The sequence below is a fragment of the Microcoleus sp. LAD1_D3 genome (assembly GCF_036702135.1).
In the GTDB taxonomy this organism is placed as follows: Bacteria; Cyanobacteriota; Cyanobacteriia; order Cyanobacteriales; family Microcoleaceae; genus Microcoleus.
This window is the reverse complement of sequence record NZ_JAUBSB010000029.1, coordinates 42161-56848: the sequence shown is the minus strand read 5'-3', so window position 1 is coordinate 56848 and position 14688 is coordinate 42161. Positions and strand designations below refer to the sequence as shown.

At 43.9% G+C, this 14688-nt stretch carries 13 protein-coding genes; 8 read left to right on the top strand and 5 right to left on the bottom strand.

Annotated features, from left to right (window positions below):
• Nucleotides 1-7: 7 nt before the first annotated feature.
• Together QUA74_RS17430 and QUA74_RS17425 are read right to left on the bottom strand one after the other, a co-directional pair.
• Nucleotides 8-1336 carry a glycosyltransferase family 1 protein gene (locus QUA74_RS17430; RefSeq protein ID WP_333331430.1) on the bottom strand — a complete coding sequence of 443 codons (1329 nt, stop codon included), beginning with the start codon at nucleotides 1334-1336 and terminating at the stop codon, nucleotides 8-10.
• 127 nt (nucleotides 1337-1463) lie between these two features.
• Nucleotides 1464-4415 (bottom strand): glycosyltransferase, encoded by a 2952-nt coding sequence (locus tag QUA74_RS17425; protein ID WP_333331427.1) that lies wholly within the window; start codon nucleotides 4413-4415, stop codon nucleotides 1464-1466.
• Between the two features lie 393 nt (nucleotides 4416-4808).
• Here QUA74_RS17425 and ftsH3 point away from each other — a divergent pair, with 393 nt between their 5' ends.
• Complete coding sequence (gene ftsH3, locus QUA74_RS17420; protein ID WP_333331424.1) at nucleotides 4809-6647, top strand: ATP-dependent zinc metalloprotease FtsH3; 1839 nt, start codon at nucleotides 4809-4811, stop codon at nucleotides 6645-6647.
• Nucleotides 6648-6791: 144 nt separating this feature from the next.
• Here ftsH3 and QUA74_RS17415 read toward each other — a convergent pair whose 3' ends face one another.
• Together QUA74_RS17415 and QUA74_RS17410 are read right to left on the bottom strand one after the other, a co-directional pair.
• Nucleotides 6792-6959 (bottom strand): hypothetical protein, encoded by a 168-nt coding sequence (locus QUA74_RS17415; protein ID WP_333331421.1) that lies wholly within the window; start codon nucleotides 6957-6959, stop codon nucleotides 6792-6794.
• Nucleotides 6960-6985: 26 nt separating this feature from the next.
• Nucleotides 6986-7132: a hypothetical protein gene (locus QUA74_RS17410; protein WP_333331418.1), complete on the bottom strand. Its 147-nt coding sequence runs from the start codon at nucleotides 7130-7132 to the stop codon at nucleotides 6986-6988.
• A 111-nt stretch (nucleotides 7133-7243) separates the two neighbouring features.
• On the opposite strand from QUA74_RS17410, the gene QUA74_RS17405 reads away from it, so the two are divergent.
• Nucleotides 7244-7882 (top strand): bifunctional 4-hydroxy-2-oxoglutarate aldolase/2-dehydro-3-deoxy-phosphogluconate aldolase, encoded by a 639-nt coding sequence (locus QUA74_RS17405; protein WP_333331414.1) that lies wholly within the window; start codon nucleotides 7244-7246, stop codon nucleotides 7880-7882.
• A gap of 101 nt (nucleotides 7883-7983) precedes the next feature.
• On the top strand, nucleotides 7984-8505 hold the full coding sequence (locus QUA74_RS17400; protein WP_333331411.1) for a L,D-transpeptidase: 522 nt from the start codon (nucleotides 7984-7986) through the stop codon (nucleotides 8503-8505).
• 134 nt (nucleotides 8506-8639) lie between these two features.
• Here the strand turns inward: QUA74_RS17400 and QUA74_RS17395 are convergent, their stop codons facing one another.
• Nucleotides 8640-10229 carry an Hsp70 family protein gene (locus QUA74_RS17395; RefSeq protein ID WP_333331408.1) on the bottom strand — a complete coding sequence of 530 codons (1590 nt, stop codon included), beginning with the start codon at nucleotides 10227-10229 and terminating at the stop codon, nucleotides 8640-8642.
• 74 nt (nucleotides 10230-10303) lie between these two features.
• Between QUA74_RS17395 and QUA74_RS17390 the strand changes: the two genes are divergently transcribed.
• The 5 genes from QUA74_RS17390 to QUA74_RS17370 all read left to right on the top strand — a co-directional run bounded on the left by QUA74_RS17390 (nucleotide 10304) and on the right by QUA74_RS17370 (nucleotide 14531).
• Entirely contained in the window at nucleotides 10304-11638 is a 1335-nt protein-coding gene (locus QUA74_RS17390; RefSeq protein WP_333331406.1) for an AAA family ATPase, read from the top strand.
• A gap of 1 nt (nucleotide 11639) precedes the next feature.
• Nucleotides 11640-12185 (top strand): hypothetical protein, encoded by a 546-nt coding sequence (locus QUA74_RS17385; RefSeq protein WP_333331403.1) that lies wholly within the window; start codon nucleotides 11640-11642, stop codon nucleotides 12183-12185.
• 264 nt (nucleotides 12186-12449) lie between these two features.
• Nucleotides 12450-13139: a CPBP family intramembrane glutamic endopeptidase gene (locus QUA74_RS17380; protein ID WP_333331400.1), complete on the top strand. Its 690-nt coding sequence runs from the start codon at nucleotides 12450-12452 to the stop codon at nucleotides 13137-13139.
• Nucleotides 13140-13508: 369 nt separating this feature from the next.
• Entirely contained in the window at nucleotides 13509-13766 is a 258-nt protein-coding gene (locus QUA74_RS17375; RefSeq protein ID WP_333331397.1) for a helix-turn-helix domain-containing protein, read from the top strand.
• A gap of 273 nt (nucleotides 13767-14039) precedes the next feature.
• Complete coding sequence (locus QUA74_RS17370; RefSeq protein WP_333331394.1) at nucleotides 14040-14531, top strand: transposase; 492 nt, start codon at nucleotides 14040-14042, stop codon at nucleotides 14529-14531.
• The last annotated feature ends 157 nt before the right edge of the window (nucleotides 14532-14688 follow it).

Sequence of the window (14688 nt, the reverse complement as noted above, 5' to 3'; positions counted from 1 at the left end):
TGTAAAATTACGATAAAGCAGTTCGATAAGCAGCGATAGTTTCGTCAGTGCACCTTTTCCAGCTAAAAAGTTTAGCCTGTGCCAAGGATTTTAAAGACATACTTTCTCGCAGCGATGATTTGTTGTAGATTTCCAGCATACTATGACAAAGCGCATCGGTATCTTTGGGATCTACCATAATTCCCGCTTCCCCAACTACTTCGGGAAGCGAAGATGTATTTGAGGTAATCACCGGTACTCCGCACTGCATCGCTTCCAGAGGTGGCAAACCAAAACCTTCATAAAACGACGGGTAGACAAATGCTAAAGCACTGCTGTAAAGCGCTGCCAAATCCGATTCTGGGACGTATCCTGTAAAAATTATCCGCTCTTTTATAAATTTTTGCTTAGAAACTTCTGCCATAATTTTATCGTATTTCCATCCTGGAGTGCCCACTAACACCAAATATAAATCTTTAATATTTTGTTCCTCAATTAGTTTAGCAAAACTGCGGATTGCACCGTCGAGATTTTTTCGAGGTTCCAATGTACCCAAACTCAAAATATAAGGAGCATCGGGAATGCCGTATTTGCGGCGAGTCGAAGCAAGTTTTTCCGCATCGCCGCAGAGGTAAAATACCGTCGGTTCCGCAGCGAGATGCGTGACGAAAACTCTCGAAGGGTCAATCTTGAGATAATTGCAAAGGTCGTTCTTAGTTGAATGCGATATGCACATCACCCAATCCTTTTGAGAGATGCTTGCTAAGGTTTTTTTGTAAAGTAAAGGGATTTGCTCGCTCAGCAGAAACTGCGGGTACAAAACAGGAATCAAGTCATATATAGTCAAAAAAATCTGAGCTTTACTTGTTTGCTTTGCCGAAACAGGGATTTCATCGTAGGGCGAGTGAAAAATATCTGCTGACTCTAAATTATTAGCATCTACCGGAACAAAGGAACCGCCCATGATTTGAACGGCATTTTGTAAATTGTTTTTCAAATGGTCAAAAACAGCTTTTTGGGCGACTGCATGGCCCGCATCATTTGCTTGGATTTGAAGACCCAGCATATTGTAAACATCGAGTAGCTGCCTGTAAAAAACCCTGGCAAAGCTCGAATGCAGCAGGGGAATACCCGCTAATTTGGGATTGGTTTCCAGATAATCGAAACTCGCATCCAACAAATGCAAATACTGACTGACACAAAATAACAAATCGCATTCTTTCGCGTTTGCCAAATTCTCAGCAAGACTTTCAACTACTCTAAAAATGCCGGTTCTAGCGCGCTGGTGCATGTGTCCCTGTCCGAGGACAGAGATATCGTAAATAACTTTAATTTGATGCTCCCGTTCAATTGACATACTCGGTTAACTCGCTTCGTACACTTACAGGACTTACGCACCCCATGGCGCTGTTGACATGGTTTGAGATTCTTCGCTTCACTCAGAATTGCAGACAGGATTTAGGCAGTCAAGCTGCTGAGATTTCTCAATCAGACAAAGCTGTTTTGTAAGCAGCAACTGTCTCCTGAGTGCACCTTTCCCAGCTAAATTTTTGCGCTTGTGCTAGCGACTTTAAAGACATTTCTTGCCGCAAAGCAGGTGTACGGTACAGTTTTAGGATGCTGTGGCAAAGTCCGTCAGCATCTGTCGGCTCTAGCATAATTCCCGCATCGCCGACTACTTCGGGAAACGATGAATTATTCGAGGTGATGACAGGAATACCGCACTGCATTGCTTCTAAAGGCGGCAAACCGAAACCTTCATATAGCGACGGGTAAACAAAAACCATGGCACCGCTGTAGATGGCAGCTAAATCTTCATCGGCTACATAGCCAGTAATAATGATACGGTCTTTTGAGAGACCGAAGTTAGCAATTTCTTGAAAGATTTTTTCGTACTCCCAACCTTTGGCACCGACTAAAACTAAGCTGAGGTCTTTGATACCTTGTTGCTGCACGACTTTTGCGAAGCAGCGGATGACGTGTTCGATGTTTTTTCGAGGTTCTAATGTGCTGACACCCAAGATATACGGTGCGTTGGGAATGCCGTATTTATGCTTGACCGATGTAATATTTTCCGCATCATTGCAGCGGTAAAATAAAGCGGTATTTGCCGCTAGATGAGTTACAAACACTCTTTCCGGGTTTAGTTTGACGTGATTTAGCAAATCGTTTTTGGTGGCTTGAGATATGCAGAGAATGTAATCCTCGGCCGTTAAGCTGTTTAAAGATTCCAGCATTCTCTGGTAGTCGTCATCATTTTTACCGATAAAGAACTGCGACAATAGGATGGGAATCAAATCGTAAACAGTGGCAAATTTTTTGACATTTTTGCACTCGCGTGCTTGGTGCGGAATCTGATAGAATGTTGCGTGGAAAATATCGGCTGCGCTCAAGCTTTCCTGGTCGATTAAATGGCTGCCCTGCTTGGAAATGCCGATCGAATTTGAAAGGTATTTTTTTAAGTTGTCTGTTAAAAGTTTGGATTGGGGTTCTTGGCTGTGTTCCGGGAAGATTTTTTCCCGGTTTTCTAACATCTTGTAAAGCTCGATTAATTTGCTTTCAAAAATTCTGAAAAAGCTGGAGTGAGCCAAAGGTATCCCCCTAAAATTGGGCTGAGTCTGCAAGTAATCCAGGCAAGAATTCACAGCGTACCAAGAACGAGTGGCAGAAAAAGATAAATCGAATTCTTTCGAGGCAATTAAACCCGATGCGATATTCTCTATGACTCTGGCAACACCGGTTCGAGAACGCGAATCGTAGTGTCCGTATCCCAGTACAGATATGTCATAAAAAATCTTGATCAACTCCTGCTGTTTTTCGCCATACGCATAGACTGGGGGGTAAGATTCTGCATATATTTCCTGGGGTTTGTGGATTATTAAAAGCAAGGAAGTTGCAATGTAACCGCCCAATTCTATTTTTAGGTGCGGTGCCCATTGATTGCTAAGATCTTTCATCGGCGTCAAATCGTACTTGCTGTCGCCCATCCAGTAATCTGGAGATTCTACGCGATATCCCTCGGCTGTTAGTTCACTGATTAAACGCTGAATGTCTCTGTGTCTGAAGAATACTAAATTGTCTGTGTTTAAGGTTCCTTCATTTGATGAACAGTTGAACTCTGTTGTATGAATTGCGATACCGCCGGGCTTTAAGCATTTCAGCGATTCTTTGGCAAATCTGAGCCCGTGTTCGATCGATCCTATATGCTCAAAGGCACAGGAAGACCAAATAAAATCGAACTCACCTTGCTTTAAGTCTTCGGGGATATTGTTCATGTCAACATCGCGGAAGCTGACAAGTTTGTCAAAGGTTTCTGGCGGGCAGATTTGCTTTTCGTTAAGTGCTTGTTTGCCGCGGCAAAGTTGATCTGTTGTGCCCCAGTGTTCCTTGGCTTCAGGGATGTCGTAATTTTGGTCTGTGGCGACAATTTCGCAGCCCAAAGAAGCGAATGCTGACGGTAGCGGTTCGTTACCAACCGCAAAACCCATGCCTTTTTTTCCAGCTTTGAGAAATCCTCTTTCATTCAAAGCTTGACACATGACAACCCACTCCCAATATTTGCGGTGAATAGTTTTGGAAGCTTGGAGTTTGTCTATCCAATGCTCATAGTAATCTGTCTGAAAGTCTCTGTTGACGCACAGCTTGCTTGTTACTCTACTAAATACTGGCGGCTGTTTGTCGGCGGTTGGGGGTTGAGTCAATGCCGATCGAGTAGCAGGAATTTTGATAATATCTAGGACGGCGATCGCATTTGCAAAAGGAAAAGGTGCATTGTATTGTGCGCTAACAAGTTCTTCGGGATTTGCTTGTTGCCAAACTGAAGGCGCCGGCTGGGAAGTGTCCACTTTAACTAACTTTAAATAACTGGCACTGACTGCATTTTTAGGAATATTGTATAGATCGAATAAGAGATTCAAGTAATCTTGACTGAACTGGATATACCATCCCCTTTCGAGGAATTTACCGAAGGGTACTGTAATCAGCGCTCTACCGTTATCTGACAGCAAATCGTAGATTTTGGCGATCGCCTTTAAAGGCCCTTGCCAATCATATTTTTCCTGCTCTTCACCGTAAGCTTCACTCGGGTCAGATCCTTGTCCTATGTGTTCTACTGTAGAGATGCAAATTATACCGCTATACTTCTCTTCAGGATCGGTATCCATTAAATCAATTTTGTCTACTCCCACAGCAGTTTCGTATTTGTCGATAATTCTTCTAGCTTGAATTTCGGCAATATCTGTCGGGATCAGTTCGGGGTAATATTGCAGCACGTTACCCACTTCCAGCAGTCTGCTTTTATCCTTCAATCCGGCAATAAAGTTGCAGGCTATGGGTATTTCTACCGCTCTCTCCGAGGCTGGATAGTTGTTGTGCTTGAGCCGGTTGTAGGCGAGCCGTTGACCGTTGAAAATGAAAGTATCTTGCGAATCTGACATTTTGAGTTTTCCTTGGGCTATTCGCGATCGGTGAATTGGGATCGGTGCATCTTAATTTATACGTCAAATTGTCGGTCAAAACAGAAGTTGCGTTTCAATGCCACGTGGTGCAAAGAGTGTGCAATTCCGAACAAGTTAATTTGTCAGTCGATCGAGAGACAATTTATTGACAAATTCTCTCTTATAGTGTAATCGGAAATTCACCGATTAAGACAGCACCCGCATCTCCTGACGAAGCCCAGGGCCGTTCGGTTTCCACAACCTCACCTCAGACCGCCACAGCATGGCCGGGATTCCTCACCACCCAAAAACAAGTTATAATTACGTTAAGATTGATGAACATAAATAAAAATTCCCAGATCACAGGGACTAAAAATTAGGAGATCGACCTCGGTGAATAAACGCTGGAGAAACGCTGGCCTGTACGCACTTCTGGCTATTGTAGTCATTGCCTTAGCAACCGCATTTTTTGATAAACAGCCCCCAAGCCGGGAAGTCTGGAAGTATAGTCAATTCATTCAGGAAGTCGAAGGCAAGAGAGTAGACAAAATAAATATCAGTTCCGATCGCAGCAAAGCCCTCGTCACGGCTCAGGACGGCAACAAGGTGATTGTCAACCTGCCTAACGACCCCGAACTGATCAACATCCTGAGCAAAAATAACGTAGATATTTCAGTTCTGCCCCAAAGCGACGAAGGCTTTTGGGTAAAAGCCCTCAGCAGTCTGTTCTTCCCGATTCTGCTTTTGGTGGGACTGTTTTTCCTGGTGCGGCGCGCCCAAAACGGGCCCGGCAACCAAGCCATGAACTTCGGCAAATCCAAAGCTAGAGTCCAAATGGAGCCACAAACTCAGGTGACTTTCGGCGACGTGGCCGGCATCGAACAAGCCAAGCTAGAGCTCGCAGAAGTCGTGGACTTCCTGAAAAATGCCGATCGCTTCACCGCAGTCGGCGCCAAAATCCCTAAAGGCGTGCTGCTAGTCGGCCCTCCCGGAACTGGCAAAACCCTGCTGGCTAAAGCAGTTGCTGGAGAAGCAGGCGTTCCCTTCTTCTCGATTTCCGGTTCAGAATTTGTGGAAATGTTCGTGGGTGTCGGTGCTTCCCGCGTCCGCGACTTGTTTGAACAAGCTAAATCGAACGCTCCTTGTATCGTATTTATCGATGAAATTGACGCAGTAGGCCGCCAGCGGGGCGCTGGTTTGGGCGGTGGCAACGACGAACGGGAACAAACCCTGAACCAGTTGCTGACCGAAATGGACGGCTTTGAGGGTAATACTGGCATCATTCTGATTGCTGCCACGAACCGCCCCGATGTACTCGATGCGGCGCTGCTGCGTCCGGGTCGCTTCGATCGCCAAGTTGTAGTCGATCGCCCTGATTTCTCCGGCCGCCTGGAAATTCTCAACGTTCACGCCCGCGGCAAAACTTTGTCGAAAGATGTGGACTTGGAGAAAATCGCCCGCCGGACACCCGGTTTCACAGGTGCGGATTTGGCCAACCTGCTCAACGAAGCAGCAATTTTGGCCGCCCGTCGTAACTTGACCGAAGTCTCGATGGATGAAGTCAACGATGCGATCGACCGCGTGCTCGCAGGCCCAGAAAAGAAAGACCGCGTGATGAGCGAAAAGCGCAAAACTTTGGTAGCTTACCACGAAGCCGGTCACGCTTTAGTCGGCGCGCTGATGCCCGACTATGACCCCGTGCAGAAAATTAGCATTATCCCCCGCGGCCGCGCTGGCGGTTTGACTTGGTTCACACCCAGCGAAGATCGGATGGATTCTGGCTTGTATTCTCGCTCTTACTTGCAAAATAAAATGGCGGTAGCTTTGGGCGGCCGCATTGCTGAGGAGATTGTCTTCGGCGAGGAAGAGGTGACGACTGGGGCGTCGAGCGACTTGCAGGAAGTAGCCAGAGTAGCGCGGCAAATGGTGACTCGCTTCGGAATGAGCGATCGGCTAGGCCCTGTAGCTCTCGGTCGCCAACAAGGCAATATGTTCATGGGTCGCGATATCATGGCTGAACGCGATTTCTCTGAAGAAACCGCAGCGACGATCGACGATGAAGTGCGTTTGTTGGTAGAGCAAGCTTACCGTCGCGCTAAAGATGTACTTGTCGGCAACCGCCATGTCCTTAATGCTTTGGCAGATATGCTAGTTGAAAAGGAAACTGTTGATGCTGATGAATTGCAAAATTTGTTAGCTAATAGCGATGTGAAAATGGCGACGATCGCCTAATCAATTTTGGATTTTGGATTTTGGATTTTAGATTAAATCTAAAGTTTGAAATCGATAAGTGGGGTGATTCTGGGAATGTCTGGAATCGCCCCGATTTTTTTATGAGTGCGATCGATTTGAGATTTTAAATTTTGGATTTTAGATTTAATCTAAAGAATGACCAAGCACTCCGACATTCAACATACCCTTTTCCTCAAGCTGGCGCTTAACTTCTTCCCAGGGAACTCTTGGTTCATCTTTTCTAGATTCAATAATCAGACAGTCGTCAACATCCTCCCAGAGTTCGCCTGGGTACTCGAAGTCAAGCAGCAACGCGATTTTTTAGCCTTGAGAATCAACTAAAAACTGAAAGTCTGTCGGTTCGCCGCATTCAGCCAGCACGTCCGCCCAAAAATCTCTGTGTTCTTTGAGGTCAACAATTGCAGCAGTTTTTTACCTAACTTGTCAGTTAAAAACTGAACGCCGTGCATATTGTAAATTGCCATATATCGAAGTTAGTAACCTGTATTAAAATTAGATGCGAGTCACAATGATATGAGTTTAAAATTTGGGAGCCTTCCCAAATCTAAAATCTAAAATCTAAAATCTAAAATTGTATGAATCATCAATCTTGGTTGACACTCCTAAAAAAACACCGCGCGATCGCAGTCATCCGTTCCTCCGAAAAGGAACTTGCTTGGCAGATGGCAAAAGCGGTAGCAGCGGGAGGAATCCAGTTTATTGAAATTACTTGGAATACCCACAAAGCTGCTGAATTAATTGCCGAACTCCGCTCCGAATTCCCAACTTTTAGTATTGGTACCGGCACTTTATTAAAATTAGAAGAGTTGCAACAAGCAATAGACTGCGGCGCTCAATTTCTGTTTACTCCCCACACCGATTTAACTATGATTAAAACAGCAGTTGACGCCGGAGTGCCGATCGTCCCCGGTGCTTTTTCTCCCACGGAAATTGTAACCGCGTGGCAAGCAGGTGCTACCTGCGTTAAAGTGTTTCCGATATCGGCTTTGGGAGGCGCGGCTTACCTGAAAAGCCTGCAAGGCCCCCTGGGAAACATTCCTTTAATTCCCACTGGCGGGGTGACGCTGGAAAATGCGAAAGTATTTATTGACGCCGGGGCGATCGCCGTTGGTTTAGCCGGAGACTTATTTCCTAAACACTTAGTGGAAAATCGCGATTGGCGGGCGATCGTCCAAATTGCCCGATATCTTAGCCAAAACTTAACAACTTGTTAAGCCCTGTTTCCCAATCCAACATTTCAAACCTACAATCTAAAATAGGACAAGCCAATCTAAAATCTAAAATCTAAAATCTAAAATAGTACGAGGTGTGAGAAATGAACAGCATTATCAACTCAATTTACTTCCGCCGCGCTGGAACTTTCTGTGCCGGCTGCGCCCTCACTTTTGCTACATTCTGCGGCGGTTCAATGACCGCATTTGCCGGCGAACAGCACAACATAATTGCCAATAAAATTATGCTGTTGCAGCAATCCAGCGAACGCTGGATTGAAATAGATTTGTCAAGACAAAGGTTAATAGCTTGGGAAGGAAATACACCCGTTTACGCGGTGATTATTTCCAGTGGCAAATCATCGACTCCCACCCGCACGGGAACCTTTGCCGTTCAAACCAAACACCGCGTTACTAGAATGACTGGGGATGACTACGACGTGCCCGACGTTCCCTATACAATGTATTACGACGGAGGCATGGCAATTCACGGCGCTTACTGGCACAATTTGTTTGGCAATCCCGTTACTCACGGCTGCACAAATGTAGCTGTCAATCACGCTAAATGGCTATTTGAATGGGCCTCGGTGGGAACACCCGTGGTTGTGCACAAATCTCAGGTTTAAGTGACAAACAAGTTAGTCAGTTCTGTCATTTAATACAGCAGATTGCAGGTTAGTAGTGAGTACGATCGTCCTCATAAAAATCGCTCGGACGATCGTACTCACTACCAATACCTTTTATTTATGACAAATAAACTTTAACTTAGCTGCACCACGGGTTTATCCTCTAACAAAGTTTCATTTGTCAGCAAATCTTCCACGGTAATTCGCAAAAAGCGCTGTTCGTCAACGCGGAAGAAGATTTTGATGCGATCGCTCCCCGGATACCCAGGCGGCGTCAATTGAGCGATGCTGCGTGCTCCATCTTTATCATTTAGGGGCTGTACCGATGTTTGACCCGCGAGTTGACGAGTAATTAGCCTGTCGCCGTCAAAATATATCTCCGTGCCGCCAGTTTCCGCTCCCAATTCGCCGATAATTAATTCTATACTTGGCTGATTTTCTAAAGAAGCTCCCAAGACTAATTCTACCGGTTCGCTCATCGGATAAGACTGGCCGGATTTGATTAAACTGTGCCAACTGTGGCAATTTTCGCGGCGGTTCCAGTAGCGAATTCCGTAACTGTGATAGAGAAAATCTTTGATTTCTATGCCTTGACTCAGTTGCAGAGCACCTTGGGCGATCGCCTCAAAGGGTTTGTCGCAGCGAATTTTTGCCGGCTCGAAATATTGCTGCACCCAACGCCCGACAGCGGGAATTTGTACAGTACCGCCAACTAGCAAAACTGCATCGATATCGCCAATTTCTAAGCCTTGGCGGCGCGCTTGCTGCAATACTTGATTCATGCACTCGTCTAGTTTGTCAAAAAACTGATGTTCAGCGAGGATAGATTCAAAACGAGCTCGGTCTAATTCTAATTCGTAACTCTCAAAATTTTCGTCATCAAAATAAACCTCAACCGCCTGATTCAGCAAAGACAACTGAATCTTTAACCGTTCTGCCAATCTCGTCGTTATCGGAGATTTTGCCAGCCCTTTTGTTTGAACAAAATAGTCAACCAGCCAATTATCAATATCAGAACCGCCTAAATTTTGTCCGGCTTTAGCCAAAACCCGGGCAACTTTTGTTTTTTGCGCTGAAGATTCAGCTAATAACTTTTCGCCCCATTTGAGAATAAAACCCAGGGGCTTTTTGTCGGCGGAAGCGTCCAAACGCACTAAAGAAAGATCGAGAGTTCCGCCGCCGAAATCAATGACTAACAGATTTTCGCGATCGGCCAAACCGTAACCCAAAGCAGCCGCCGTAGGTTCGTCCAACATCCGCACCTGTTCTACTTGCAGAGATTGAGACACTTTGCCCAACCAATGGCGGTAAGCTTCAAAACTATCTACCGGCACAGTAAAAATCAAAGAATCGATCGGCAAGGGGAGTTGGCGAATTGAGTTCACAATTTGGCTCAAATACCACTCACCTACTCGTTCAAAAGTAATAAGTTGCCCGTCAAGTTCCGGCACAAAACCTTGAACCGAAGTGCCAATTCCCCGCTTAAAATTGCGGAAAAACCGAGAATCTCCACTCAAATCAAGGCCTTTGTCGCGGACTTGCTGACCGAGTATTACTTTATTTTGAGCAGCGTCCTCAACGTAGAGCAAACTGGGAATTAGGGGCGGATTTTGAGCCGAGATTGCCGACAATCCCGGTAATTTTAAAGTTTCGGGCTGCTGGAGGACTTGATTCCAGCGAGCGACGACGGTGTTGCTAGTTCCAAAATCAATTGCGATCGTCATTCAGCCAAAATACACAGCTACTAGGGATTAGATTATATTATGGTATTTGGAGCCGCAAATACAAACATAATATCATGACTCAATCCACTTTCTTTGAAACCGAGAACAAAGAGCCTGTACAGGGAATTACTGAAATTGCAGTATGCGGCTACAAGTCTATTTACGAAGAGTGTCAGATTGAAGTGCGATCGCTGACAATTCTAGCCGGTGCGAACAGTTCTGGTAAGTCTAGCATCATGCAGCCACTATTGCTGATGAAGCAAACGCTAGAAGCCCCTTACGACCCCGGTAGTTTGAAACTTGACGGGCCTAATGTTAAATTTACATCAGCAGAACAGGTATTGTCTAAACTGTCTCCAGAAAAATACAGGGATGAGTTTTCTGTCAAGCTGAATATAGAGACAGATAATTTTTTTATCAGCTTATTCAGAAAGCAGCCAAAGCACGGGCTTAAAGTTGTTAGAGCGACTTACTGTCTTCCTGTTTACGATGGTGAAATTTTTACTATCTTTCCCGGAATGCAGCATCAAGAATTGGTAAAAATTATTCCTGAAAAACTGGCTGAAATTTACAATGGATTATTAAATACTATCGACGAGGAGAAACTACTATGGAGTGTAAGAAATGTCCGATGTTTTCTAGATTTGCAACTTCGATACAGTCAGTTGAATGTATCCTATTTGCCAATGAATTTCCCCAAGCATATTCGCCGCATCATCCACGTCCCCGGGTTGAGAGGCAATCCAGAACGCACCTACAATACCGCAGGAGTTGGCAGTGAATTTCCTGGCTTTTTTGAAAATTATGTTGCTAGTATAGTTAATTACTGGCAAGAAACAAAAGACGATCGACTGATAAAATTGGGTCAAGCTTTAGAGTTCTTAGGACTTAACTGGAAAGTTGAAGCCAGACAGATTAATGACGTACAAATTGAACTGCTAGTAGGTCGTTTATCCCGCAGCGGGAGTGCAAGCGATACTGTTAGTATTGCTGATGTTGGCTTGGGAGTATCGCAAACCTTGCCTGTTTTAGTTGCCTTGCTTGTAGCAGAACCAGGACAATTAGTTTATCTAGAACAGCCGGAAATTCACTTGCATCCTCGCGCTCAAGTTGCTTTAGCACAAATCTTAGTGGATTCTGCAAATAGAGGTGTGCGAGTAGTTCTAGAAACTCACAGCGAATTGCTGCTTTTAGCAGTTCAATCGTTAGTTGCCGAGGGTAAAATATTACCGGATTTAGTAAAACTTCACTGGTTTAAACGGCGCGACGATGGTGTTACAGAAGTCAGCAGTGCCGATTTAGACGAGACGGGAGCTTTTGGAGATTGGCCTGAAGATTTGGGCGATGTTTCTTTGCATCTAGAAAACCGCTATTTGGATGCAGCAGAAGCTGTTTTGTGGAAGCGTTAATATGGCAGATAAAGTTTCTAAACGCCTGGTAATAGATGCTTCTGTTGCGCGTGCTGCTGGTGGAGAAGATGCAACCTATCCCATATCGGTGTACTGTCGGGATTTTCTCGAAGCTGTCTTGGATCTTTCTCACTTAGTTGTGATGACTCCAGATATTAGAGATGAGTGGAACAAACATCAATCAAAATCTGCTCGTATATGGCTGCGCCGGATGGTAGCAAAGAAGAAACTATGTCCCTGCGATATCGCGGTAGACAATGATTTGTGGTGTCAAGTTGAAGCAATAGCCGAGAGCGATAAAGAGCGGAAAGTAATGGTTAAAGATTTGCGGTTGGTGGAAGCTGCGATCGCTACCGATCGCACAGTAATTTCACTTGATGACAAAGTGAGACAATGTTTTGCTAAAGTAGCAGTAGATGTCGATCCGCTTAAGGATATTATATGGGTAAACCCAGCCCAAATAGCAGAAACACCCCTTGATTGGCTGCAAAATGGTGCTGAACCTGAAATAGAACGATCGCTCGGATTTCAGAAAGCACACAACTGAGTAGATTTAGAGTAATTCCGGGTTAGTAGCATCGTCCGTGCGATCGCCATTTTACCAATTTTTTGTTGCCACAAAGGCATGCCACTTTTGTAAACTGCACAAAACTCATACCATTTTAGATTAAAAACTTGAGAATGACTAACTGCATAAGGGTTGGGAATTGGGGCATACAGTTGCATTGTTTCTTGAAAGTGGTATAACTTGCGCGCCGACACCAAGCTTTTACCTTTTATATCAATCCAATTTTACAATAAAGCGTGAAAAATGCTGAACATGGACGATCGCCAAACAGCACTATTGGCTCTAACACTGCTTGTCCCTGCGGCTAGTATTGGTATCATAGCAGGCTTGTATATTGCCCCGGGAGGCTGGGGACAAACACTGTCAGTCTTGTGTCAAGTTTGGTTGCTGGTTTTTCCGATCGCGTGGTCTGTTTTTGTCGATCGCGAAAAGCTCAGTTTATCCCTACCCAAGCGCCAAGAATTGCTGGCTGGATCTATTTGGGGAATATTCATGTTTGCGGTGATTGTGGGTATCTATAGCCTTTTTGGCCAGCAGTGGATCGATCCTGTAATTGCTAAAGAAAAATCGCACCAATTAGGTATTAGCAGCCTTAATATTTACTTGACTGTAGAAGCATATTTTGTGCTAGTTAACTCGCTGATTGAAGAATTTACTTGGCGGTGGTTTGTCTGCAAGAAATGCCAGCTTCTCATACCGGGAACAAAAGCAATATTTCTGAGTTCGCTATTTTTCACTATCCACCACATTTTTGTAATAGCAGCTTACAGCGACTGGCAGGCTGTTCTCTTAGGTTCCTTAGCTGTCTTCACTGCCGGGATAATTTGGTCTCACTCTTATCTAACTTACCGTTCGCTTTGGCCTAGTTATATCAGCCACGCGATCGCAGATTTGGCCCTGGCAAGTATTGGTTGGCAAATCCTCTTTAACTAGCTGCTTTTTTAGCGACAATCGCAGGCAATTCTATAGTAAACATTGACCTTTTTCCCAACACACTCTCCAGACTAATATCTCCCCCCGTCATGCGGGCGGCGTGCCGCTGCCGCGGGCGACGCGGCAAGCTATATGTGGCTATAGCTATAGCTGCGGTTGATGCCAACTAGCAGCGGCAACTGTTTGCTGGCATTCATGCTGATTGTACGGGGCTCTTGACTGATGCTGTGCAATAATCGAACGTTCATATATAGCAATCCTAAATTATTATCAAGACTATGATACAATTATCTGCAATACTTGATTGTGACAATAAAAAAATGAATAACTTACAACGGCCACAAAAAAATAGGGAAAAAGAAATAGCTTATGAGAGAATCTTTCATTAAAAGCGATATCCATGCCAGAGAACTAAAACGAGCAATAGCTGTAAGGATGGCGATTTCAGGTAATATCTACCATGAGATCAGCAAGATATGGCGTGTAAGTAATTTTTTTATTTGTTATTGGAAAAAACAATTTAAAACCAAAGGCATCGCAGAAATTAAACTAGGACATAAAGGGTCAAAAGGGTATTTAACAGCTCTACAAAATACTGAAGTAATCGAGTGGTTAAAGAATAAATAGTATGGGAATTTAGATGAGCTGGTTACTTATTTAGAGCAAGAATTTGGTGGGATGTATAAATCAAAACCCAGTTAATATGAACTTTTCAACCTGGGGAGAATTAGTTGGAAAAAAACTCAAAAAAATCATCCTAAATTTGATAAAAAACTGGTAAAAAAAAGACGGAAGAAATTAACGATATTTTATTTAAAAACAAGGCTGGTATAGAATATGGGCAAATAATAATATTTTTTTTAGATGAATGTCATCTACTTCATGGTGATCTGACTGGTTATGTTTGGGGTCAATCCTTGCATCAGAATTGAAGTCCCAATTACCAATGAAAAAGATAGACAAACTTATTTTGGCGCACTCAATTATCCAAGCAAAGAATTCCATGTTCAGAGCCATCCATCTGGTGATGGAAAATCAACAGTTAAATTCATAAAATACTTACAAAATAAATATAAAAATCGAAAAATTATCTGGATTTGGCATGGAGCTAGTTATCATAAGTATGGAGAATTTAGAGACTTTTTATTAGAACTAAATGGTGACAAAGAACCTGATAATTGGTCAATTACTTGTATTTTATTTGCTCCCAATGCTCCCCAACAGAATCCCGTTGAAGATATTTGGTTACAAGCTAAAAACTTTTTAAGAAAGTATTGGTATTTATGTAGGTCTTTTAAGATTGTCAAATTTTTGTTGGAGTTTTTTACTAACGAACATAAATTTGATTTCCCCAAAATACGTCAATATACTTACACACATAAAATCATTTAGGATGGCTCTAGATAGAGAAAATCATTTAGGATTGCTATATTCCCACCGGAAGATGCTTTCCGTTAAGGCATCTGCTTTTAATTATAGGTTTGGTTTTGCTTGCGATCCCATAATTTTAGCTGCATGAAAACTGGCCAACATATCGCTGCAAGCATCG

Coding starts and splice junctions, on each gene's coding strand:
- QUA74_RS17370 (WP_333331394.1), top strand. CDS start 14,040: ATGTTTGGGGTCAATCCTTGCATCAGAATTGAAGTCCCAATTACCAAT.
- QUA74_RS17395 (WP_333331408.1), bottom strand. CDS start 10,229: ATGACGATCGCAATTGATTTTGGAACTAGCAACACCGTCGTCGCTCGC.
- QUA74_RS17375 (WP_333331397.1), top strand. CDS start 13,509: ATGAGAGAATCTTTCATTAAAAGCGATATCCATGCCAGAGAACTAAAA.
- QUA74_RS17405 (WP_333331414.1), top strand. CDS start 7,244: ATGAATCATCAATCTTGGTTGACACTCCTAAAAAAACACCGCGCGATC.
- QUA74_RS17425 (WP_333331427.1), bottom strand. CDS start 4,415: ATGTCAGATTCGCAAGATACTTTCATTTTCAACGGTCAACGGCTCGCC.
- QUA74_RS17390 (WP_333331406.1), top strand. CDS start 10,304: ATGACTCAATCCACTTTCTTTGAAACCGAGAACAAAGAGCCTGTACAG.
- QUA74_RS17400 (WP_333331411.1), top strand. CDS start 7,984: ATGAACAGCATTATCAACTCAATTTACTTCCGCCGCGCTGGAACTTTC.
- QUA74_RS17410 (WP_333331418.1), bottom strand. CDS start 7,132: ATGGCAATTTACAATATGCACGGCGTTCAGTTTTTAACTGACAAGTTA.
- QUA74_RS17385 (WP_333331403.1), top strand. CDS start 11,640: ATGGCAGATAAAGTTTCTAAACGCCTGGTAATAGATGCTTCTGTTGCG.
- QUA74_RS17380 (WP_333331400.1), top strand. CDS start 12,450: ATGCTGAACATGGACGATCGCCAAACAGCACTATTGGCTCTAACACTG.
- QUA74_RS17430 (WP_333331430.1), bottom strand. CDS start 1,336: ATGTCAATTGAACGGGAGCATCAAATTAAAGTTATTTACGATATCTCT.